Annotated in this window: 17 protein-coding genes; 15 read left to right on the top strand and 2 right to left on the bottom strand. The window is 47.9% G+C overall.

What is annotated here, in order from left to right:
- Positions 1–92: 92 nt before the first annotated feature.
- Complete coding sequence (gene hmpA, locus XDD1_RS12935; RefSeq protein ID WP_045971760.1) at positions 93–1,289, bottom strand: NO-inducible flavohemoprotein; 1,197 nt, start codon at positions 1,287–1,289, stop codon at positions 93–95.
- Between the two features lie 358 nt (positions 1,290–1,647).
- On the opposite strand from hmpA, the gene glyA reads away from it, so the two are divergent.
- Positions 1,648–2,901, top strand: a complete 1,254-nt coding sequence (gene glyA / locus XDD1_RS12930; protein WP_045971759.1) for a serine hydroxymethyltransferase — start codon at positions 1,648–1,650, stop codon at positions 2,899–2,901.
- 91 nt (positions 2,902–2,992) lie between these two features.
- Entirely contained in the window at positions 2,993–4,225 is a 1,233-nt protein-coding gene (locus tag XDD1_RS12925; protein WP_045971757.1) for a 3-phenylpropionate MFS transporter, read from the top strand.
- 89 nt (positions 4,226–4,314) lie between these two features.
- On the opposite strand, the gene suhB is transcribed toward XDD1_RS12925, so the two are convergent.
- Positions 4,315–5,118, bottom strand: a complete 804-nt coding sequence (suhB, locus tag XDD1_RS12920; RefSeq protein WP_045971755.1) for an inositol-1-monophosphatase — start codon at positions 5,116–5,118, stop codon at positions 4,315–4,317.
- A gap of 124 nt (positions 5,119–5,242) precedes the next feature.
- On the opposite strand from suhB, the gene trmJ reads away from it, so the two are divergent.
- The 13 genes from trmJ to pbpC all read left to right on the top strand — a co-directional run bounded on the left by trmJ (position 5,243) and on the right by pbpC (position 21,472).
- Positions 5,243–5,974 carry a tRNA (cytosine(32)/uridine(32)-2'-O)-methyltransferase TrmJ gene (gene trmJ / locus XDD1_RS12915; protein ID WP_045971753.1) on the top strand — a complete coding sequence of 244 codons (732 nt, stop codon included), beginning with the start codon at positions 5,243–5,245 and terminating at the stop codon, positions 5,972–5,974.
- Positions 5,975–6,102: 128 nt separating this feature from the next.
- Positions 6,103–6,597 (top strand): Fe-S cluster assembly transcriptional regulator IscR, encoded by a 495-nt coding sequence (iscR, locus tag XDD1_RS12910; protein WP_045971751.1) that lies wholly within the window; start codon positions 6,103–6,105, stop codon positions 6,595–6,597.
- Positions 6,598–6,661: 64 nt separating this feature from the next.
- A complete protein-coding gene (locus XDD1_RS12905) occupies positions 6,662–7,876 on the top strand; it encodes an IscS subfamily cysteine desulfurase (protein ID WP_045971749.1) in 1,215 nt (404 codons plus the stop codon).
- Positions 7,877–7,900: 24 nt separating this feature from the next.
- Entirely contained in the window at positions 7,901–8,287 is a 387-nt protein-coding gene (gene iscU, locus XDD1_RS12900; RefSeq protein WP_045971748.1) for a Fe-S cluster assembly scaffold IscU, read from the top strand.
- A gap of 78 nt (positions 8,288–8,365) precedes the next feature.
- A complete protein-coding gene (gene iscA, locus XDD1_RS12895) occupies positions 8,366–8,689 on the top strand; it encodes an iron-sulfur cluster assembly protein IscA (RefSeq protein ID WP_045971746.1) in 324 nt (107 codons plus the stop codon).
- Positions 8,690–8,732: 43 nt separating this feature from the next.
- The gene (gene hscB / locus XDD1_RS12890; RefSeq protein ID WP_045971741.1) at positions 8,733–9,254 is read left to right on the top strand and encodes a co-chaperone HscB; all 522 of its coding nucleotides are present in this window, start codon (positions 8,733–8,735) and stop codon (positions 9,252–9,254) included.
- Between the two features lie 77 nt (positions 9,255–9,331).
- Positions 9,332–11,179, top strand: coding sequence for a Fe-S protein assembly chaperone HscA (hscA, locus tag XDD1_RS12885; protein ID WP_045971738.1), 1,848 nt, complete (start codon positions 9,332–9,334; stop codon positions 11,177–11,179).
- 2 nt (positions 11,180–11,181) lie between these two features.
- Positions 11,182–11,517, top strand: coding sequence for an ISC system 2Fe-2S type ferredoxin (fdx, locus tag XDD1_RS12880; RefSeq protein WP_045971736.1), 336 nt, complete (start codon positions 11,182–11,184; stop codon positions 11,515–11,517).
- Positions 11,518–11,531: 14 nt separating this feature from the next.
- On the top strand, positions 11,532–11,726 hold the full coding sequence (iscX, locus tag XDD1_RS12875) for a Fe-S cluster assembly protein IscX (protein WP_045971734.1): 195 nt from the start codon (positions 11,532–11,534) through the stop codon (positions 11,724–11,726).
- Between the two features lie 177 nt (positions 11,727–11,903).
- On the top strand, positions 11,904–13,199 hold the full coding sequence (gene pepB, locus XDD1_RS12870) for an aminopeptidase PepB (protein WP_045971732.1): 1,296 nt from the start codon (positions 11,904–11,906) through the stop codon (positions 13,197–13,199).
- 150 nt (positions 13,200–13,349) lie between these two features.
- Positions 13,350–13,778 (top strand): enhanced serine sensitivity protein SseB C-terminal domain-containing protein, encoded by a 429-nt coding sequence (locus XDD1_RS12865; protein ID WP_045971727.1) that lies wholly within the window; start codon positions 13,350–13,352, stop codon positions 13,776–13,778.
- A gap of 218 nt (positions 13,779–13,996) precedes the next feature.
- The gene (locus XDD1_RS12860) at positions 13,997–19,051 is read left to right on the top strand and encodes an alpha-2-macroglobulin family protein (protein ID WP_045971726.1); all 5,055 of its coding nucleotides are present in this window, start codon (positions 13,997–13,999) and stop codon (positions 19,049–19,051) included.
- Positions 19,052–19,123: 72 nt separating this feature from the next.
- The gene (gene pbpC / locus XDD1_RS12855) at positions 19,124–21,472 is read left to right on the top strand and encodes a peptidoglycan glycosyltransferase PbpC (RefSeq protein ID WP_045971725.1); all 2,349 of its coding nucleotides are present in this window, start codon (positions 19,124–19,126) and stop codon (positions 21,470–21,472) included.
- Positions 21,473–21,502 lie beyond the last annotated feature (30 nt).

Here is a 21,502-nt window from a genome sequence, read left to right as displayed (position 1 = left end):
GAAATCCCCTGAAAAAAGTGATAACGGCCATGTCGTCAACCGTTATCACTTATTCTTGTTTACCACGTCCCTTGTGTATTTATTCCGCCGTATTACATGACTTTATGTTTATGCGGGCCAAAACACTCATAATGGAGATGTTGTTCATCAATGCCCATTGCCAGCAACTGCTTGGCGATATGCTGCATAAAAGCCACAGGCCCGCAGAAATAGAATTGCATTCCCTCTGTCGTGATAGCGTCTTTCACGAGCGAGAGATCCATAAGCCCGGTGTGTTGGTAGTGCAGGCCTTTCTGATCAATCTCTCTGGGTTCGCGATACCAGACTTGTGAATGCAGATTAGGCATGGATTGGGAAATTTCATTCACCTGATTGGCGAAAGCGTGATGACCGCCATGTTCTGCGGCGTGGAACCAGTTTACCGCTCCGGCATGATGTTGATTATGCAGGTATTGCAACATACTCATCATGGGGGTCAAACCTACGCCCGCCGAAACCAGTGTCACCGGCGTATCAGATTGCACATCAAGGAAAAAATCACCGCGTGGCGCTGCCAGCATCACGATATCCCCTTCTTGAACCTTATCGTGCATGTGATTTGACACCTTGCCCTGCGGTTCACGTTTAATGGCAATTTGATAACAGGTTCCGTTTGGTGCGGCAGTCAGCGAATACTGGCGAATTTCACGGTTTTCAAAGCTGGGATCTTCGATATAGACTGCTAAATATTGCCCCGGCTTGTAATCCATGACCTTGCCACCATCAACCGGCACAAACTCAAAGCGGGTAATGACATCACTTTGTGGCTGTTTCCGGCTGACACGAAACGGCCGCAGATCACGCCAGCCGCCCTCCAGAGACTCACCGTTTTGATAAATTTCCTCTTCCCGATTGATAAAGACATTCGCCAATACGTTATAGGCTTCTCCCCAGGCACTGAGCACTTCGTCACCGGGATGAAACATTTCATCAAGGGTTGCCAGAAGGTGCGTACCGACAATCTGATAATGCTCCGGTTGAATGTTGAGGCTGGTGTGTTTATGGGCGATTTTTTCTACGGCAGGCAACAGCGCTGGCAGGTTATCGATATTGGCGGCATAAGCACAAAGGGCATTGAACAGCGCTTCACGCTGATCACCATTGATCTGGTGGCTCATATTAAAAATATCTTTTAATTCAGGATGATGTTTGAACATACGTTCGTAAAAATGCGCCGTGAGCTTGGGGCCTGTAGAAACAATGAGTGGAATGGTCGATTTGATGGTGGCGATAACCTGACTGTCTAGCATGGGGATCTCCTGAATTTTTCTCATGTGATGCTGAAATCTATAAATTGCATTTTAAATACAACTTATAGGATTTGGGAATATGCTGATTTGAGAAAAGAGGATTACGCTGATTTAAATCAAAAAATTAGAATTTAAAACAGGGTAAACCTTGGGCAAGATCACAAATACCAATAATAAAACGGTAATTATTGGGCAATAGCAGGTTATTGGGCTGCTAATGGCGATTATCGCATAATGCAAACGTTTGCGTAATTTGTTTTGTCAAGACTATCTCATTTGATAAAAAGAGTTTACACTGTGTGGCATTCTGGCCCTCAGGGGTATTTTTTTCGAGATGTAGCTGAGTCAGGAGAACCCAATGTTAAAGCGTGAAATGAATATTGCGAATTACGATCCCGAACTGTGGCAAGCGATGGAACAGGAGGTTTGTCGCCAAGAAGAACACATTGAATTGATTGCTTCTGAAAACTACACCAGCCCAAGGGTTATGCAGGCTCAAGGCTCTCAGCTCACTAATAAGTATGCGGAAGGCTATCCGGGTAAACGTTACTACGGTGGTTGTGAGTATGTCGATATCGTTGAGCAACTTGCGATTGACCGTGCAAAAGAGTTGTTTGGCGCTGATTATGCTAACGTCCAGCCGCACTCTGGTTCTCAGGCAAATGCGGCGGTGTACATGACACTGCTGAAACCCGGCGATACGGTGTTAGGGATGAATCTGGCGCATGGCGGCCACCTGACTCACGGCTCTCCTGTTAACTTCTCCGGTAAACTTTATAACATCGTGCCTTATGGTATTGATGAAGCAGGCAAAATCGATTACGACGATATCCGCGCCCAAGCACAAAAACATCAGCCTAAAATGATCATCGGTGGCTTCTCGGCGTATTCCGGGATCGTTGATTGGGCGAAGATGCGTGAAATTGCCGATGAAATCGGTGCTTACCTGTTTGTTGACATGGCCCATGTCGCGGGTCTGGTTGCCGCAGGTGTCTATCCAAACCCCGTTCCTCATGCCCATGTGGTAACAACTACAACGCACAAAACTTTGGCAGGTCCTCGTGGTGGCTTGATTCTGGCGAAGGGTGGCGATGAAGAGTTTTACAAGAAACTGAACTCCTCGGTTTTTCCCGGTTCTCAGGGCGGCCCATTGATGCACGTGATTGCCGGTAAGGCAGTGGCATTGAAAGAAGCGATGGAGCCTGAGTTCAAAGCCTACCAACATCAAGTTGCCAAGAACGCGAAAGCGATGGTCGACGTCTTCCTGCAACGGGGTTACAAAGTGGTCTCCGGCGAAACTGAAAACCATTTGTTCTTGCTGGATCTGGTGGATAAAAACATCACTGGTAAAGAGGCGGATGCAGCATTGGGACGTGCCAATATCACGGTTAACAAAAACAGCGTACCGAACGATCCGCGCAGCCCGTTCGTCACTTCCGGTATCCGTATCGGCACGCCTGCCATTACCCGTCGCGGTTTCAAGGAAGCAGAAACCTGTGAACTGGCCGGCTGGATGTGTGACGTGCTGGATAACATCAATGATGAAGCGACCATTGAAAGCGTTAAGCAAAAAGTATTGAATATCTGCGCAAAATATCCGGTTTACGCGTAATTTAAAATCAATAATGTAATTTAATCATAAGCCCGACTCATAACGTTAGTTTTGAGCGGGTTTTTTTGCATTTAAAAATGGGGGCATTTGGATGGTTGTTCCATCAACATTTTGGCTGGGGTTGAGCTATTTCACCTATTTTTTCTCTTATGGCATATTTTTGCCCTTTTGGTCTGTCTGGTTAAAAGGTGAAGGCATTGAAGCCTCCATGATAGGGATATTGTTAGGTGTCGGCATGGTCGCCCGCTTTATCGGCAGTTTGGTTATTTCTCCTACCATAAAAGATCCGGCCAAGTTAATCAGTGCGTTGCGTTTTCTCTCCTTGTTAGCCCTGCTTTTTGCCGTTTGCTTTGTCTTCGGCAGCCATTGGGCATGGCTTTTCTTTGTCATGGTTGGCTTCAACTTATTTTTTGCCCCCTTAGTCCCTTTATCAGATGCGTTGGCCGGCACATGGCAAAAACAGTTTACCTTTGATTATGGCAAGGTCAGGGTCTGGGGATCGATTGCGTTTATTATCAGTTCTTCGTTGACCGGCATATTGATGTCGGCCAATGGCATAAATTTCTCACTCAGTCCGCTGAATATTGGCTGGAATATCTCATTTGACCGTTTAAATGCGTGGATCGGTCACCATTTGTTTGGCACTCATCAGATTATTCTGGCGTTTTTGGTTTTCAGTGTTGCCGCCATGCTGTTGGGCATGATGCTGAAACCTTCCGTCATGCCGGCAGGTAAAATTAAGGCTACAAATACACATGCGGTTTCTTTTAAGGCACTGTTATCCGAAAAATCTGTGTGGCAGTTTTTAGTCTGCGTGACTTTACTGCAAGCTGCCCATGCGGGGTACTACAGTTTTGGCTCTATTTACTGGGAGCAGGCGGGTTATTCCTCATCAACCATTGGTTATCTCTGGTCGTTGGGCGTGGTGGCGGAAGTGGTGATCTTTACTTTCAGTAAGCAACTGTTCCGCCGTTGGAGTGCACGTAATTTGCTGTTGTTGTCAGGGATTTGTGGTGTGGTTCGTTGGGGATTGATGGGAACATCGACCGAATTGTCGGTGTTGATTCTTATCCAAATCCTGCATTGCGGCACGTTTACGGTTTGCCATTTGGCAGCGATGCGTTTTATTGGTGCCAGAAAAGAAAACGAAATCATCCGCTTGCAGGCCACTTACTCGGGCTTGGCAATGGGGGGCGGTATTGCTGTCATGAGTATCATTGCGGGTTTCATGTATGAGCATATCGGCAGTGGCATATTTTGGGTGATGGCGCTGATTGTGTTGCCTGCCCTGTTCCTGCGACCCAAAGTTGAAGCGCATGGTTGAAACCAGAAATCTCAGGTAAAAAGCATAAGAAAAAAGGGCACCCAATGGGTGCCCTGAAAATAACATTGCTCTATGATATTTATTAATAATTAACGTTTCAGTGCTTCAGTTAATTCTTCACGCATTTCAGACAGAATATCTTTAACAATACGTGGGCTGCCCGCAACGATATTGCCGGAGCTGATATAGTTATGGCCGCCAACGAAATCGGTGACAATGCAACCTGATTCACGTACCAGCAATTCGCCGCCCATGAAATCCCATGGTTTCAGGCCAATTTCGAAGAAGCCATCGACACGGCCGGCAGCCACATAGGCCATATCCAGTGCCGCTGAACCCGTGCGGCGGAAGTCTGCACAGCGATCAAATAATTTACCCAGTACATTCATGTAAGGGATAGCGTGTTGCTTGGCTTTGAATGGGAAACCGGTCGCCAGGATCGTGCCATCCAGATCACGGGCATTCGTACCGCGCAGACGATAACCATTCAATTGAGCGCCTTGACCACGGGTTGCGGTGAACAGCTCATTACGCATCGGATCGTAAACCACAGCCACTTCAGTGCGGCCTTTAATGCGCACGGCAATGGAAACAGCAAAATGGGGGAGACGTTTAATAAAGTTGGTGGTGCCATCCAGCGGATCGATAACCCATTGGAAATCGTATTCTTCTCCTAAGTGCTCACCGCTTTCTTCGGTAATAATCGTATGCTTAGGATAAGATTTACGGATGATGTCAATGATCAGCTTTTCCGCTTCACGATCAACATTGGTCACGAAATCGTTACTGCCTTTTTGGCTTGCTTCAACAGCATCAGGAGTTTCATAGCTTTTGGCAATGTAGTTGCCGGCTTTACGCGCAGCGCGTATAGCGATGTTTAGCATCGGATGCATGGGGTATCTTCCACCGGGATTTTAAAGAACGGGAACAAATCGGCGCGCAGTATAGCAGTAGTTCGTCAAAATGACTAATGCTGTGTTAAGATATTCGGCTCTTATACTGAATTTAAAAGCCGCCATGTTAGAGAATATCCGCATTATTCTGGTAGAAACCTCCCATACAGGTAACATGGGATCAACCGCCAGGGCCATGAAAACAATGGGATTAACCAATCTGTATCTGGTCAATCCCCTCGTCCAACCTGATTCTCACGCTATCGCACTTTCTGCCGGTGCCAGTGATGTCATCGGCAATGCAACGATGGTGAATTCGTTGGATGAGGCACTGGTGGGGTGTGAGTTGGTTATTGGAACCAGTGCCCGCTCCCGAACCCTCTCTTGGCCAATGGTTGAACCGCGTGAGTGTGGTGAACGTTGCGTCAACGCAGCCAGTCACTCACCGGTGGCCATTGTTTTTGGCCGTGAACGTGTCGGCTTGACTAACGAAGAGTTGCAGAAGTGTCATTATCACCTTTATATTCCGACCAATCCGGAATATGGTTCGCTGAATTTGGCGATGGCGGTTCAGTTGGTCAGCTATGAGATTCGCATGGCACACCTTGCGGCTCAGGAGCAGTTGGAAGCGACGTCTCCAGAGCATGAAGCAACGTATCCACCTGCCGAAGACATGGAGCGTTTTTATCAGCATCTTGAGCAGGTATTGAATGAATCTGGTTTCATTCGCAAAGCACATCCGGGGCAGATCATGAATAGATTAAGACGCCTTTATACCCGTGCGCGGCCGGAAACCCAAGAGCTGAATATCCTGCGTGGTATACTGACTTCTATGGAGAAATGGGCTAAAAAATAAACTGACGTGTTTGAAAAATGTTGCAGGCAGCCACAAATAATAGTTGAGTAAATTACTCGGTTAAATAGTTGACTAAAACAGTCAGGAATGCCACAATTTCACCCATATTTCACCACGGAGTTTTTGTTATGAGACTGACATCAAAAGGACGTTATGCGGTAACCGCCATGTTAGATGTGGCGTTGCATTCACAAGAAGGTCCGGTTCCATTAGCCGACATTTCTGAACGTCAGGGCATCTCCCTTTCCTATCTTGAGCAGTTGTTTTCCCGCTTGCGTAAAAATGGTCTGGTTTCTAGCGTCCGTGGTCCCGGTGGCGGCTATTTATTGGGCAGAAGTGCCAGTCACATTTTCGTTGCCGAAGTAATTTCTGCTGTTGATGAATCCGTTGATGCCACTCGTTGCCAAGGCAGGGAAGGCTGCCAAGGCGGCGATCGGTGTTTGACCCATGCCTTGTGGCGTGACCTCAGTGATCGCATCACCAGCTTCCTGAGTAGCATCAGTTTAGAAGAATTAGTGAATAACCAAGAAGTATTGGACGTTGCTGATCGTCAAGACGGCGATAAGCGACGTACCCCTAACGGCAGACCTCAAGAGACGATTAACGTTAACCTGCGTGCGTAACCTTGCGGCAAATACTTGTTGTGACAATAAAAGTATTAAAAGTGTCTTACGGAGCATGTGAGCAATGAAATTACCCATTTATTTGGACTATTCAGCAACAACACCGGTCGATCCCCGTGTTGCTGAAAAGATGATGAATTATTTGACGATTGACGGGATATTCGGTAACCCGGCTTCCCGTTCGCACCGTTTTGGTTGGCAGGCGGAAGAAGCGGTTGATATCGCGCGTAATCAAATTGCTGATTTAGTCGGCGCGGACCCGCGTGAAATCGTGTTCACTTCAGGGGCGACAGAGTCAGATAACCTGGCAATTAAAGGTGCTGCAAAATTTTATCAGAAGAAAGGCAAGCACATTATCACCAGCAAAACGGAACACAAAGCGGTTTTAGATACTTGCCGCCAGTTGGAGCGCGAAGGTTTTGAGATCACTTATCTGGCGCCAATGAGCAACGGCATGATTGATCTGAAAGAGCTGGAAGCGGCCATGCGTGAAGACACCATTCTGGTTTCCATCATGCACGTCAACAATGAAATCGGTATTGTTCAGGATATCGTGACCATCGGTGAATTATGCCGTAGCCGTGGCATTATTTTCCATGTGGACGCTACCCAAAGCGTGGGTAAATTGCCGATCGACCTGAGCCAGCTCAAAGTGGATCTGATGTCCTTTTCTGCGCATAAGCTTTATGGCCCGATGGGAATTGGTGCGATGTATGTGCGCCGTAAGCCTCGTGTACGTATTGAAGCACAACAGCATGGCGGTGGTCATGAGCGCGGTATGCGTTCCGGTACATTGCCTGTTCACCAGATTGTTGGCATGGGCGAAGCCTACCGTATCGCGAAGGAAGAGCTGGAATCCGAGGCAGAGCGCCTGCGTGGTTTGCGCCTGCGTTTGTGGAACGGTATCAAAGATATTGAAGAAGTTTACCTGAACGGTGATTTGGAACTGGGTGCGCCACACATTCTGAATGTCAGCTTCAACTATGTTGAAGGTGAATCCTTGATGATGTCATTGAAAGATCTGGCGGTATCTTCTGGCTCCGCATGTACTTCAGCGAGTCTGGAGCCTTCTTATGTCCTGCGTGCACTGGGCATGAATGATGAACTGGCACACAGTTCTATCCGTTTCTCTTTGGGGCGTTTTACCACAGAAGAAGAAATAGACTACACGATCAAGTTGATTCACAACGCGATTGGTCACCTGCGCGATCTTTCTCCATTGTGGGAAATGTTCAAGCAGGGGGTGGATATTAGCGCCATCGAATGGTCTCATCATTAATCAGACGGTTTCAGGAGTAACGATATGGCTTACAGCGACAAAGTAATTGATCACTATGAAAACCCACGTAATGTTGGTTCATTCGACAGCGAAGATCCATCCGTGGGAAGTGGCATGGTAGGGGCACCTGCTTGTGGTGACGTCATGCGGTTGCAAATCAAAGTCAACGATGAAGGTATCATCGAAGACGCACGTTTCAAAACCTATGGCTGCGGCTCGGCAATTGCATCCAGTTCATTGGTCACCGAATGGATGAAAGGCAAATCGCTGGAACAGGCTGAGGGAATTAAAAACACCCAGATTGCTGAAGAGTTAGAATTGCCGCCGGTGAAAATCCACTGTTCTATTTTGGCCGAAGATGCTATCAAAGCGGCTATTGCTGATTACAAGAACAAACGCCAAGCCAAGTAACTATTTTTGCAAGGTATTTTCTTTTTGGTGGATATTGTTGCAATATCCACCTTTACTAGTTTTAACATGAGGTGTTGTATGTCAATTTCCGTGACAGAAAGTGCAGCCCAACGTATTTCTGCCTTTCTTGCCAATCGAGGAAAAGGTGTCGGGTTGCGCTTGGGGGTGAAAACATCCGGCTGCTCTGGTATGGCATATGTACTTGAATTTGCTGACGCAATAAACGAAGAAGATCAGGTTTTTGAAGATAAGGGCGTGAAAGTTATCGTTGACGGTAAAAGCATCCTTTACCTTGATGGTACTGAGTTGGATTTTGTTAAAGAAGGTCTGAATGAAGGCTTTAAATTCAACAATCCCAATGTTTCCAGCGAATGCGGCTGTGGGGAAAGTTTCCACGTTTAACCCCATTTTTTGACCCCGCATTTTGCGAAACTAAGAGTAACTTATGGACTATTTTACTTTATTTGGGCTGCCTGCACGTTATGCGATTGATCGCGAACAGTTGGTGACCCGTTATCAGGAATTGCAACGCCAGTTTCATCCTGATCGTTTTGCCAACCAGCCAGAACGTGAAAAAACGCTGGCACTCCAACAAGCGGCGACCATCAATGATGGTTACCAGACGCTAAAACATCCCCTGAAACGCGCGGAATATATGCTGTCTCAGCACGGGTTTGATCTATCCAACGAACAGCACACGATGCAGGATACGGTTTTCCTGATGCAACAGTTGGAATTGCGCGAAGAGCTTGATGCGATTGAACATAGTGTCGATCCAGAAACAGCGTTGAACGGTTTTTCATCCCGCTTAACTAAAATGATTAAAACGCGCAGTGAGCAGATGGAACAGCAAATCAATGCTGCTGAGTGGTCAATGGCAGCCGATACCGTCCGTAAATTACGCTTTCTGGATAAATTGCAACAGCAGGTTGAACAACTGGAAGAGCGGTTGTTGGATGATTTTTAGCAGACTTTTCACTGACTTTTAGCGGAATGAGTTTCAGTTGAATAACTTTCGGCTGATATCGATTTATAGGGGCACACATGGCTTTATTACAGATCAGCGAACCGGGTTTATCTGCCGCGCCACACCAACGTCGGCTGGCTGCGGGGATTGATCTTGGTACAACTCACTCTTTGGTGGCGACCGTCCGTAGCGGTCAGGCGGAAACATTAGCAGACAGCGATAACCGCCACTTGCTGCCTTCGGTTGTGCAGTACCGCAAAGAGGGCATCCAAGTCGGTTGGCAGGCGCGCCAACAGGCTGCTTCTGATCCCGTTAATACGATCAGTTCCGTCAAGCGAATGATGGGACGCTCTTTGGCTGACATTCAACAACGTTATCCCAACCTGCCATACCAGCTTCAGGCCAGTGAAAATGGTTTGCCATTGATCAATACCGCGGCCGGTTTGGTCGATCCTATTCAGGTTTCTTCTGACATCTTGAAATCGTTGGCGCAACGGGCAGAAGAAACCCTGGAGGGTAAACTGGATGGTGTGGTGATCACCGTCCCTGCTTATTTTGATGATGCCCAACGTCAGGGAACCAAAGATGCTGCCCGGTTAGCGGGTTTGCATGTTCTTCGCCTGTTGAATGAACCTACTGCGGCCGCCATCGCCTATGGCCTCGATTCCGGTCAGGAAGGCGTGATCGCCGTTTACGATCTGGGGGGCGGAACATTCGATGTTTCCATTCTCCGCCTTAGCCGCGGGGTGTTTGAAGTGCTGGCAACGGGCGGAGATACCGCTCTCGGTGGCGACGATTTTGATTTGCTGCTGGCAAATTGGATACGTGAGCAGGCTGGGATCAGCGACAACGACCACGGATTGCAGCGCCAATTGCTGGATGTGGCGACTCAAGCCAAAATTGCCTTGAGTGACGCTGAGCGAGCAGACATCAAGATTGCCGGCTGGCAGGGCAGTATGACCCGCACCGACCTTAACGCATTGATCACCCCTTTGGTCAAACGCACATTACTCTCCTGCCGTCGGGCGCTGAAAGATGCGGGTGTTACGGTGGATGAGGTCTTGCAGGTCGTCATGGTTGGCGGTTCAACGCGAGTGCCGTTGGTGCGCAGCAAAGTGGGCGAATTCTTTGCCCGTGAGCCATTAACGTCTATCGATCCAGACAAAGTTGTTGCTGTTGGCGCGGCGATTCAGGCGGATATTCTGGTGGGCAACAAACCGGACAGCGAAATGCTGTTACTGGATGTGATCCCACTGTCACTAGGTCTGGAAACCATGGGTGGGCTGGTTGAAAAAGTCATTCCACGCAATACCACCATTCCGGTGGCGAAAGCGCAAGAATTCACCACATTCAAAGATGGTCAGAGTGCGATGAGCATTCATGTGGTGCAAGGCGAGCGGGAATTGGTCAATGATTGCCGTTCACTGGCGCGTTTCACACTGCGCGGTATTCCGCCATTACCGGCGGGTGGAGCACATATTCGCGTGACCTTTCAGGTCGATGCGGATGGCCTGTTGAGCGTCAGTGCACTGGAGAAATCCACGGGTGTTGAAGCCGCTATTCAGGTGAAACCTTCCTATGGTTTGTCGGATCAAGAAATTGCCCATATGCTCAAAGACTCCATGACCAATGCGCAGGAAGACATTCAGGCACGAAAATTGGCTGAACAGAAAGTCGAAGCCGCCAGAGTGCTGGAAAGTTTAACCAGCGCATTGGAAAAAGATGCCGATTTACTGAGCCAAGAAGAGCAGGCTGCTATTGATGCCGCCGCACAAGTATTAATTGAAAGTGCGCAGGGAACCTCCCCTGATGCGATTGAAAGTGCCATTAAGCAATTGGACAAACAAACGCAGGAATTTGCAGCACGCCGTATGGACACATCAATCCGCCGGGCTTTGGCGGGTCATTCTGTGGATGAAATTTAATTATGCCAAAAATTGTATTTTTACCTCATAACGAACTTTGCCCTGAAGGTGCCGTATTGGATGCAAAGGAAGGCGAATCCATTCTGGATGTTGCATTACGTCACGGCATTGAAATTGAACATGCTTGTGAGAAATCCTGTGCGTGTACCACCTGTCACTGCATCGTCAGAGAGGGCTTTGACTCACTGGAAGAAAGCAGTGAACTGGAAGATGACATGTTGGATAAAGCCTGGGGGCTGGAGCCTGAAAGCCGCCTGAGCTGTCAGGCCAAAGTTGCCGATGAGGATTTAGTCGTTGAAATCCCTAAATACACCATTAACCATGCGCGTGAACACTGACAGGAGAATGAAAAATGAAATGGTCTGACAGTCGTGATATTGGCGAAGCGCTGTATGATAAATTTCCTGATATCGATCCAAAAACCGTGCGTTTCACCGACCTGCATGAGTGGATTTGTGCGCTGGATGATTTTGATGACGATCCACAGAAATCCAACGAAAAAATCTTGGAAGCTATTTTGCTGGTGTGGCTGGATGAGTATGAATAGATGAATTAGGGTGAAATTTGCCTAAACCAAAAAATCGCGCAAACTCACCGATTCTTGCTCAATAACTTGGCATAGGCTGTATTTAGTGGAAAACTGGCAATCGCCAGTTTTTTTATACGCCCTTACTGTGAAACAGTAAGCGATATGACACCGAGAACCGATAAGAAGTGAGAGAAAATGACAAAGCAAATTATGCCCATAACACTGTCTTATGAGCCAGCTAACGCTTGCTGGGGTGAAAAAGCACTAATCAGTTCAAGTGAGCAGGGGATCACCATTCATCTGGAAAGCACAGGGAAGTTGGGTGCTATCCAGCGCGCCGGACGTAAAATTGAAGGACAAGGCATTCGCAATGTTACCTTAGCGGGTGAGGGTTGGGATCTGGAAAAAAGTTGGTCATTTTGGCTGGGCTTCCGTTCCCCCAAAGGATTGCGCACCATCGAATGGCCACGGCTCCCTGCGGCGGAAAAACAAGAACTGGAAAGACGGATCAAATTCATTGATTGGGTGCGTGATACCATCAACCTGCCGGCAGAGGATTTGGGACCAGAACAGCTTGCCCAGAGAGCGATTGATTTACTGAGTGATGTCGCGGGTGATGCTGTGAGTTATCGCATTATCAAAGGAAATGATTTGCGTGAACAGAGATATGCCGGGATATATACCGTTGGTCGCGGCTCTTCCCGTGATCCGGTGTTTTTGGCATTAGATTACAATCCAACCAAAGAGGCTAAAGCGCCGGTTTTTGCCTGCCTAGTGGGGAAAGGCATTACCTTCGATTCCGGTGGCTACAGCCTCAAACCGTCTAATTTTATGGATTCCATGAAATCCGATATGGGCGGCTCTGCGACCTTAACCGGCGCGCTGGCTCTGGCAATCAGCCGGGGTTTAAAACAGCGTGTAAAACTGTTTTTGAGTATTGCAGATAATATGGTGAGTGGTAATGCGTTCAAATTGGGCGATATTATTCGCTATCGTAACGGCAAAACCGTTGAAGTGATGAACACCGATGCAGAAGGGCGTCTGGTGCTGGCGGATGGTTTGATTGATGCCAGTGCGGAAAAAGCACCACTGATTATTGATGCTGCCACCTTGACCGGTGCCGCGAAAACCGCAGTCGGCAATGATTACCACTCAGTATTAGGCTTTGATGATCAACTGGTTTCTGACTTACTGGCGGCGGCCGATCATGAAAATGAATTGTTCTGGCGCTTACCGCTGGCTGAATTCCACCGTAGCCAATTGCCATCCAACTTTGCTGATCTGAACAACATTGCGTCACCGGCACACTCGGCAGGAGCCAGTACCGCCGCTGCTTTCTTGTCCCACTTTGTCAAAAATTACAAAAAAGGTTGGGTACATATCGATTGTTCAGCCACTTACCGCAAATCCTCCGTAGAACAATGGGCGGCGGGAGCAACGGGATATGGTGTCCGCACGATTGCCAATTTATTGCTGACAAGAGCAAAATAATCGAATCGGCGAAATAAATTAAAAACCCTTTCTTAATAGCTCCTCTTATTATCGGGAGCTATTGTGATAAGAAACTATTGTTGAATTTTTCACTGATTTTACTTTCAATCAAAGCCATATTTATTTAAACCGCATTATCCGGAGATTTGCATGAGTTTATCAAATGGATCTATCGTGAGCGAAATAGATGTTCCGAGTGGAAGCCGTATTACGCTGAGCCAGCCAGAAGAATTACCGATTCAACTTATTGAATCCCTGATTAATTTATTCAAACAGCATAAACCTGTTCGGCGCGCTTTTTTAGTGATGGCGCATGACAAAAGTGTGGATGAAAAACCGAATTATCTGATTGGATTGGAATTCAGTGTGACACTGACAGACAGCGAGATTGATGTCTTGATTCAAGAAGCCGGTGAGCTGGCTTGCGAGTATCTTGATGAAGAGGAATCTGTCGATTTTTGCCTGCTTGATGAAAAAGAAGGCGGGATTAGCCATTACTTGATGCAGCATACTCAACCTTTTTATCAGCGTAAATTAGGCAGTTGGTTGCGTAATACCATTCCTGTTGTTAATCAATAACGGGTTGACTCATGTAATTTGATGACATCGGCCAAACGGATATTGCGATGAGCATCGAAAATTGACAAAAACATCGGGTATAGATATCAGTCGTATTTCTCTTTTGTCGGGAATTTAGCTATTTTTTCTGTGCTTTGGTGAGGCGAAATAGGAAGTACCATAATAAACATCCAAAAATAATATTCGGTATATCCGGTAAATTTATAAGGATTATGGTTATGTATCAACGACAATTGTGGCAATGGGTGGCACAGAGAAAGCAATATCTGGTCGTGGTGTTCGCTATATTACTTTCACTCTTTGCACTCTCTGGATGTGATCAGTCTGAAAGCCCTGAGAAAGACAAACCACCTTCTTCATTGGCTCAATCAACAAATAAAGATGTGGGCTCCCAACCGGCGGAATCCAATAGGGAATCTGCGGTTAAACCAACGGGAGTGACGCAATCCGCACCAGATTACTCAGGTAAACGCTATGCAGGTAAAGAGGTCACTATCTTAGATGCTTCTGAGCTGCAATTGGATGGTGCCAGTGCCATGGTGGTGACGTTTTCTGTTCCTCTGGCGCCTGACCAAAATTTTTCGCAAAAGATGCACTTGGTTGATGTGAAATCGGGAAAACTGGATGGTGCCTGGGAGCTTTCCAATAATCAGATGGAACTCAGATTACGTCATTTGCCGCCTTCCCGTGAATTACAGTTGACGGTTGACGAAGGCATTGAAGGTATCAATGGACGCCGATTGGCGAAGGCTTTTGAGAAAAGCGTTAAGACCGCGTCGATTACACCCACCGTGGGTTTTGCCAGCAAAGGATTATTGTTACCCAGCAAGATAGCAGAAGGGTTACCTGTTCTGGCTCTCAATGTTGATCGTGTCGATGTCAATTTTTTCCGCATTAAAGATGAAGCATTGCCTGACTTTATCGCCAATTGGCAATACAGCAGTAACATGGATAATTGGGAGTCCCAAAGGTTACTGCAAGACGCGGAGTTAATCTATACCGGGCGTTTTGACCTCAACCCTGCCGCCAATACCCGTGAAAAAATCCTACTGCCCTTAAGTCATATCAAAGAACTGCAAAAAAATGGCGTTTATCTGGCCATCATGCGGCAGGCGGGAAAATATACCTATAGTAATCCGATTACCCTGTTCACATTAAGCGATATTGGTGTATCCGTACACAGTTATCTGAACAGGATCGATGTCTTTAGCCAATCTTTGCAGCAAGGCGCGAGTCTCAAAGGTGTTGAGATCCGTATATTGGACGCGAAAGGCCAGCTTGAGGCAAAAGCAACGACCGACAGCGAAGGGCATGCTTCTCTGGAAAAAAGTAACAAGGCTAAATTATTGCTGGCGACGCTGGATGGGCATACCAGCATGATTGATTTGACCTCACCGGCATTAGATCTCTCTGAATTTGATATTGGTGGGCCACAAGGATATAGCAAACAGTTTTTTGTCTTTGGCCCCAGAGACCTTTATCGGCCAGGGGAAACCTTGATCGTTAATGGTTTACTGCGTGATGCCGATGGTCACCCGTTAAAATCACAACCCGTCAAAGTGGATGTATTAAAAGCCGATAATCAGGTTGTCCATAGTTTTGTTTGGCAAGCGGAAAACGGATTATATCAATATCGTTACCCCATTCCTCGCGATGCTGAAACAGGGATGTGGTCACTGCGATTGGATTTAGGCGATAACACACCACGATATTACAAATTTAATGTTGAAGATTTCATGCCGGAAAGAATGGCATTGGAGATCAAAGGAAACGCTAATCATCAACCCATATTGACTAATGAAGATGTTGAATTCGCCATAACAGGTCGTTACTTGTATGGCGCCCCTGCGGCTGATAATCGTTTGCAAGGACAATTGTTCCTGCGTCCTGCCCGCAATGCCGTGGCGAAATTACCGGGATATGAATTTGGCTCGGTAAAAGAGAGCGATTTGCAACGGACATTGGATGAATTCGATCATACTTTAAACAGTGAAGGGAAGATGAACCTTTCTGTCAGCAGTGATAACTGGAAATCCATTGCCTCTCCGGTCACCGTTATTGTACAGGCCAGTTTGCTGGAATCCGGCGGACGCCCGGTAACTCGCCGTGCTGAACAGGCCATCTGGCCGGCTAAGAAACTGGTCGGTATACGTCCGCTGTTTGATAAAAAGGTTATTTATAATTACCGTACCCATCGCGAGGAAAATCGTTATAACGTGGATGAAAACTCACTGGCTGAATTTGAAATAGCCTATGCCGATGCCAGTGGTAAAAAGTATGCGGCACCAGAGTTAAGGGCACGTCTGATATATGAACGGCGCGATTATTACTGGCGTTGGTCAGACAGTAACGGTTGGGATGCGGATTATAACCAGAAAGATCTGGTCATGGCCGATGAGCCTGTCCAGATTGCCGAAAATGGCACCGCTAAAATCAGTTTCCCGGTGGATTGGGGGGCTTACCGCATTGAAGTTGTCAACCCGCAAAATCAACTCGTGACTAGCATGAATTTCTGGGCGGGGTATTCATGGCAGGATAATACCGGAGGCACCGGGGCTGTCCGCCCGGATCAGGTTAAGTTGTCGCTGGATAAACCCGCCTATAAACCCGGCGAAAAAGTGCAAGTGCATTTGGCTGCACCACAAGCAGGTCAAGGTTATCTGTTGGTGGAATCGAGTGATGGCCCATTGTGGTGGCAAGAAATAAACGTTCCGGAAAAAGGTTTGGATGTTGACGTTCCCATTAATCAGGCGTGGGTTCGCCATGATCTGTATCTCACTGCCGTTGTTGTGCGCCCCGGTGACAAATCCCGTCAGGCAACCCCCAAGAGGGCAATCGGGGTATTACATCTGCCGTTGATGGATGGAGGACGTAAGCTGAATTTAGCCTTAAATGCGCCTGATAAAATACGTCCCAATCAGGATCTCACCGTTAAACTCAAAGTTACCTCCCAACAAGGGCAATCACTGCCAAAACACGTTAATGTTCTGCTTTCAGCGGTGGATACCGGCGTGTTAAGCATTACCGGCTTTAAAACCCCCGATCCCTATGAGGCTTTCTTTGGACGTAAACGTTATAGCGTTGATCAATATGATGTTTATGGTCGTCTGATTGAGGCCGAAGGGCGTCAGGCAAATCTGCGTTTTGGGGGAGATGGCGATGACAGTGCGCCGGAGCGAGGCGGTAAAAAACCACTGACGGAAGTCAACATTATCGCAGAACAGGCTAAACCCGTGACCTTGAACGCCAATGGTGAAGGCGAAGTGACCTTGCCTATTCCTGATTTCAACGGGGAACTCCGCTTGATGGCACAGGCATGGAGCAATGATGAATTCGGTCACGGCGAGCGTAAAATCATTGTCGCAGCACCGGTGATTACGCAAATGTCATTGCCGCGTTTTATGGCGGGTGGCGATCAATCTCAACTGTCGTTGGATCTCACCAATGCAACCGAGCAACCCCAAGTTCTGACCTTAAATTTCGCGACTGAGGGGTTGATTCAATTACGCGGTAAGGCAAGCGAAAAACTGATCCTGGAAAAAGGAAAACGTACAATCGTTCAAATTCCGGTCAAAGCAGACTATGGATTTGGGCAAGGTGAACTTTTCCTGACCATTGATGGTTTGAATCTGCCTGAGAAAAAACAGACGCAATATAAAAATAGCTGGAAAATAGGGGTTCGTCCGGCTCATCCCGCTAAAACCATTCAATTTGCTGACGTGATCCATCAAGGGCAACATTGGCAACTACCCCCATCCGCCATTTCAGGTCTGGCACCCGACACGCTGGAAGGGCAGTTATTGTTGACCAGCAGGCCACCCTTGCAAATCGCGCGTTATATTCGTGAATTGTATGCTTATTCTTACGGTTGTCTGGAGCAAACAGTGAGCGGGCTTTACCCGTCACTCTATTCCAATGAAGCTGAATTGAAGAAATTGGGTATTCATACCCAAAGTGATGAAAAGCGCAGGCAGGCCATTGAGGCGGGAATTATGCATCTGCTTAACATGCAGCGCCATGATGGCAGCTTTTCGTTGTGGGATCGCAATGGCAATGAAGAGTTCTGGCTGACGGCTTATGCAACGGATTTCCTGTTCCGAGCCAGCCAGCAGGGGTACAGCGTTCCCGTTGATGGGCTAAAAGCGGCGAATAACCGCTTGCTGCGTTACCTACAGGACAGAACCATTATCAGTGATCGCTACAGTGGTGCCCATTCGGCGGCCCAATTTTCTGTGCAGGCTTATGCCGGTTTGGTGTTAGCGAGTCAGCAAAAAGCGCCGTTGAGTGGATTAAGGCAGCTCTATGAACGTCGGGCACAGGCGGAAAATGGTTTGTCTCTGGTGCAATTGGGCATCGCACTGAAAATGATGGGGGATAATCCCCGTGGCAATGAAGCGGTTCACTTGGGCGTGAATAAGCCTCGCCAGCCGGGTTATGGATTGGGTGACTATGGCAGTGTTATCCGTGATAACGCACTGATTGTGGCCCTGTTGACAGAACACAATATGTTGCAAAAAGAGCGTGACGAAAAGCTGTTGAGTTTGTCCAATCAGTTACTCACTCGTGATTATTTCTCGACACAGGAAAGTAATGCGTTGTATTTGGCCGGACGTTACTTTCTCAGTGCCACTGAGCAACCGTGGAAAGCAGCGATTAACCAGCAGATGCCGCCACTTGACCGTAACAGTGCCCTGACCGAGGGATTAACGGCAAGCCAGCTTGCAAAAGGCGTGGAGATCAGCAACCGTGGTGACAGTACACTGTATTCGCGTTTGAATATCGTCGGGTATCCGCTGAAAACGCCCAGCCCTTCCTCAAATGTGCTGAAAATTAAGCGTACCTATCTTGATCTGGAAGGTCATCCAGCCAATATCGAACGGATGAGAAGCGGTGAAATGGTTGTCGTGAAACTGGAGGTCAGCGCAACGCAATCGGTGCCAGATGCGTTGGTCGTTGATTTACTGCCAGCCGGATTGGAGATAGAGAACCAGAATCTGGCTGCCAGCAGTGCCAGCCTGGATGAAAGTGCGACGGGTTTGCAAGATTCGATTGAAAAAATGCAGAATGCGGATATCCGTCATATCGAATACCGTGATGATCGTTTTGTTGCCGCTGTGGTTGTACCGTCTTATCAATCAGTGACATTACTGTATTTGGCGCGTGCGGTTGCCCCCGGCGTCTATCAAATACCGGCACCACAGGTTGAATCCATGTATGTCCCTGACTGGCGGGCAGTGGGGGAAACTGACTCAAGATTGGAAGTTGTCCGCTAATCACGATCAGCTTAATTATCATCAGCCCCTATTTTGCAAGACAGGGGCTGTTTCAGTTCGGATACGGTTTTAATGAGAAAATTGTTTTTCCGCAATCATCGGTTCATGTTGGCGATGATTCTGACCATGTTATTCATTTTTCCCGCCGCAATGTGGTTGGCAGATAAAATCTGGCCGCTGCCAATACACAACGTCAAAATGGCACGTGTCGTGGTGGGGGCGGAGGGTTCACCGTTGTGGCGTTTTGCTGACAGCGAGGGGATCTGGCGTTATCCCGTCACACTGGATCAAGTTTCTCCCGAATATCTTCAGGCATTACTGACTTATGAAGATCGCTGGTTTTATCAGCATCCGGGCATTAACCCGCTCGCCCTGTTGCGGGCAGCATGGCAAGATCTGCGCGCAGGAAAAATCGTGTCAGGAGGCAGTACGATTTCCATGCAGGTTGCCCGGCTGATTGATCCACATCCCCGTACCTTTACCGGAAAATTCAAACAAATTTGGCGAACACTGCAACTGGAATGGCACTATTCAAAAGATGACATCTTGGCAATGTACCTGAATCGTGCGCCATTTGGCGGGACATTACAGGGTGTTGGGGCGGCAAGCTGGGCCTATTTGGGGACATCACCGGCAGAACTTTCATCCGGGGAAGCGGCATTATTGGCCGTTTTGCCACAAGCCCCCAGCCGGCTACGGCCTGATCGTTACCCAGAACGCGCACAAGCAGCGCGTGACAAGGTATTGCAGCGATTGGCGCAATATCATGTTTGGTCAGAGCAAAAAATAGCCGACATCAAAGAAGAAAACATCTGGCTGGCTCCGCGTCAGGTGCCTCATCTTGCGCCATTATTGGCGAGGCGAATGGCGAATGAAAATCAGCAGGAAGTGATCAAAACCACGATTGATACGGCGTTGCAACGTCAGTTAGAAGAGATGGTGCGTAACTGGAAATATCAGTTGGCGGCTAAAACATCAATTGGCGTACTAGTGGTGGATCATACCGATATGTCGGTCAAAGCCTACATTGGTTCTGCCGATTTTCAGGATGATAGCCGTTTTGGGCATGTGGATATGGTCAGTGCATGGCGTTCCCCCGGCTCGACACTGAAACCTTTTTTATATGCTATGGCGTTGGATGATGGATTAATTCACGCCGAGTCTTTATTGCAAGATGTTCCCCGTCGTTTTAATGATTATCGGCCGGGTAATTTTGACAGTGGATTCAACGGGCCGGTGAGCGCGAGTGATGCTTTGGTCAGATCGCTGAATTTACCCGCTGTGCAGCTTCTTGAAGCCTATGGTTCCAAACGATTCACGGCTAATTTACGCAATGTGGGAATGGAACTGCGTTTCCCATTGGGGAGTGAACCCAATTTATCCCTTATCTTGGGAGGAACGGCTGTCCGCATGGATGAACTGCTCTCGGCTTACAGTGCCTTTGCCCGTCAGGGAAAAGTATCTCCACTGCGCTTTACACCACAACAGAAAATACGGGACAGGCAACTGTTCTCTGCCGGGGCAGCCTGGATTGTCAGAAGGATTATGGCGGGTGAAGGGCGTCCCCAGCCGGATGATATTTTACCTGCCAGTGTTCCGTTGGCATGGAAAACCGGCACCAGCTATGGCTATAGAGATGCGTGGGCAATCGGCCTGAATGCGCGCTATACCATCGGTGTTTGGGTTGGCAGGCCGGACGGCACGCCGGTTATGGGTCAGTTTGGCTATGCCACGGCGATCCCCATCATGAATCAAATCAACGGATTATTAATGGAAAACCTGCGTTACAGCTCAATGCGTATTCCTGTTGATCCCCGACCAGCCAGTGTGACTCAGGCAACCATTTGTTGGCCGGTGGGGACTGTTTTACCTCAGGACAGTTTGCCCCAAGGCAATAATAACTGTCGGCAGCGTCGTTTGAGCTGGATTTTGGACAATACGATCCCGCCGACACTGTCCGCGGTGGAACAGGAAGGTATTTCAGGCATCAACGAACGGATCTGGGTGGATAAGCATGGCTTGCGTGTTGCCCCGGATTGTCCTGACGCCCACGCTGAAACCATCAGTCTGTGGCCAATCACTTTGGAAGCCTGGTTACCCGCTAAGGAGCGTCGGGCAAATCGACTTCCTCCCATTAATCAACAGTGCCCGCCCATGAAAATGGATGAAGCACCATTACTGATTATTGGTGTGCGGGAAGGAGACGTGTTGAAACGTATTCCGGGGAAAAAGAATCTGGATTTGCGTCTCACAACACAAGGAGGCAGTGGTAAGCAATGGTGGTTTTTGAATGGTGAACAAGTGGCTGTGACAGAAAACAACCAATCCTGGAACAAGACGTTATCACAATCGGGTCAATACCAGTTGAGTGTCTTGGATTTGAGTGGGCAAATTAGTCTAATCAATTTTGTGGTGAACTGATTTACGGTTTTTATTCATGTTTTAGGTTAA

Source organism: Xenorhabdus doucetiae, from assembly GCF_000968195.1.
GTDB lineage: Bacteria > Pseudomonadota > Gammaproteobacteria > Enterobacterales > Enterobacteriaceae > Xenorhabdus > Xenorhabdus doucetiae.
The sequence above is the reverse complement of the archived record's forward strand: the minus strand, read 5'-3'. Positions and strand labels throughout refer to the sequence as shown.

Excerpts from the sequence above, each read along its gene's own strand:
- hmpA (WP_045971760.1), bottom strand. The coding sequence starts at position 1,289 with ATGCTAGACAGTCAGGTTATCGCCACCATCAAATCGACCATTCCACTC.
- glyA (WP_045971759.1), top strand. The coding sequence starts at position 1,648 with ATGTTAAAGCGTGAAATGAATATTGCGAATTACGATCCCGAACTGTGG.
- XDD1_RS12925 (WP_045971757.1), top strand. The coding sequence starts at position 2,993 with ATGGTTGTTCCATCAACATTTTGGCTGGGGTTGAGCTATTTCACCTAT.
- suhB (WP_045971755.1), bottom strand. The coding sequence starts at position 5,118 with ATGCATCCGATGCTAAACATCGCTATACGCGCTGCGCGTAAAGCCGGC.
- trmJ (WP_045971753.1), top strand. The coding sequence starts at position 5,243 with ATGTTAGAGAATATCCGCATTATTCTGGTAGAAACCTCCCATACAGGT.
- iscR (WP_045971751.1), top strand. The coding sequence starts at position 6,103 with ATGAGACTGACATCAAAAGGACGTTATGCGGTAACCGCCATGTTAGAT.
- XDD1_RS12905 (WP_045971749.1), top strand. The coding sequence starts at position 6,662 with ATGAAATTACCCATTTATTTGGACTATTCAGCAACAACACCGGTCGAT.
- iscU (WP_045971748.1), top strand. The coding sequence starts at position 7,901 with ATGGCTTACAGCGACAAAGTAATTGATCACTATGAAAACCCACGTAAT.
- iscA (WP_045971746.1), top strand. The coding sequence starts at position 8,366 with ATGTCAATTTCCGTGACAGAAAGTGCAGCCCAACGTATTTCTGCCTTT.
- hscB (WP_045971741.1), top strand. The coding sequence starts at position 8,733 with ATGGACTATTTTACTTTATTTGGGCTGCCTGCACGTTATGCGATTGAT.
- hscA (WP_045971738.1), top strand. The coding sequence starts at position 9,332 with ATGGCTTTATTACAGATCAGCGAACCGGGTTTATCTGCCGCGCCACAC.
- fdx (WP_045971736.1), top strand. The coding sequence starts at position 11,182 with ATGCCAAAAATTGTATTTTTACCTCATAACGAACTTTGCCCTGAAGGT.
- iscX (WP_045971734.1), top strand. The coding sequence starts at position 11,532 with ATGAAATGGTCTGACAGTCGTGATATTGGCGAAGCGCTGTATGATAAA.
- pepB (WP_045971732.1), top strand. The coding sequence starts at position 11,904 with ATGACAAAGCAAATTATGCCCATAACACTGTCTTATGAGCCAGCTAAC.
- XDD1_RS12865 (WP_045971727.1), top strand. The coding sequence starts at position 13,350 with ATGAGTTTATCAAATGGATCTATCGTGAGCGAAATAGATGTTCCGAGT.
- XDD1_RS12860 (WP_045971726.1), top strand. The coding sequence starts at position 13,997 with ATGTATCAACGACAATTGTGGCAATGGGTGGCACAGAGAAAGCAATAT.
- pbpC (WP_045971725.1), top strand. The coding sequence starts at position 19,124 with ATGAGAAAATTGTTTTTCCGCAATCATCGGTTCATGTTGGCGATGATT.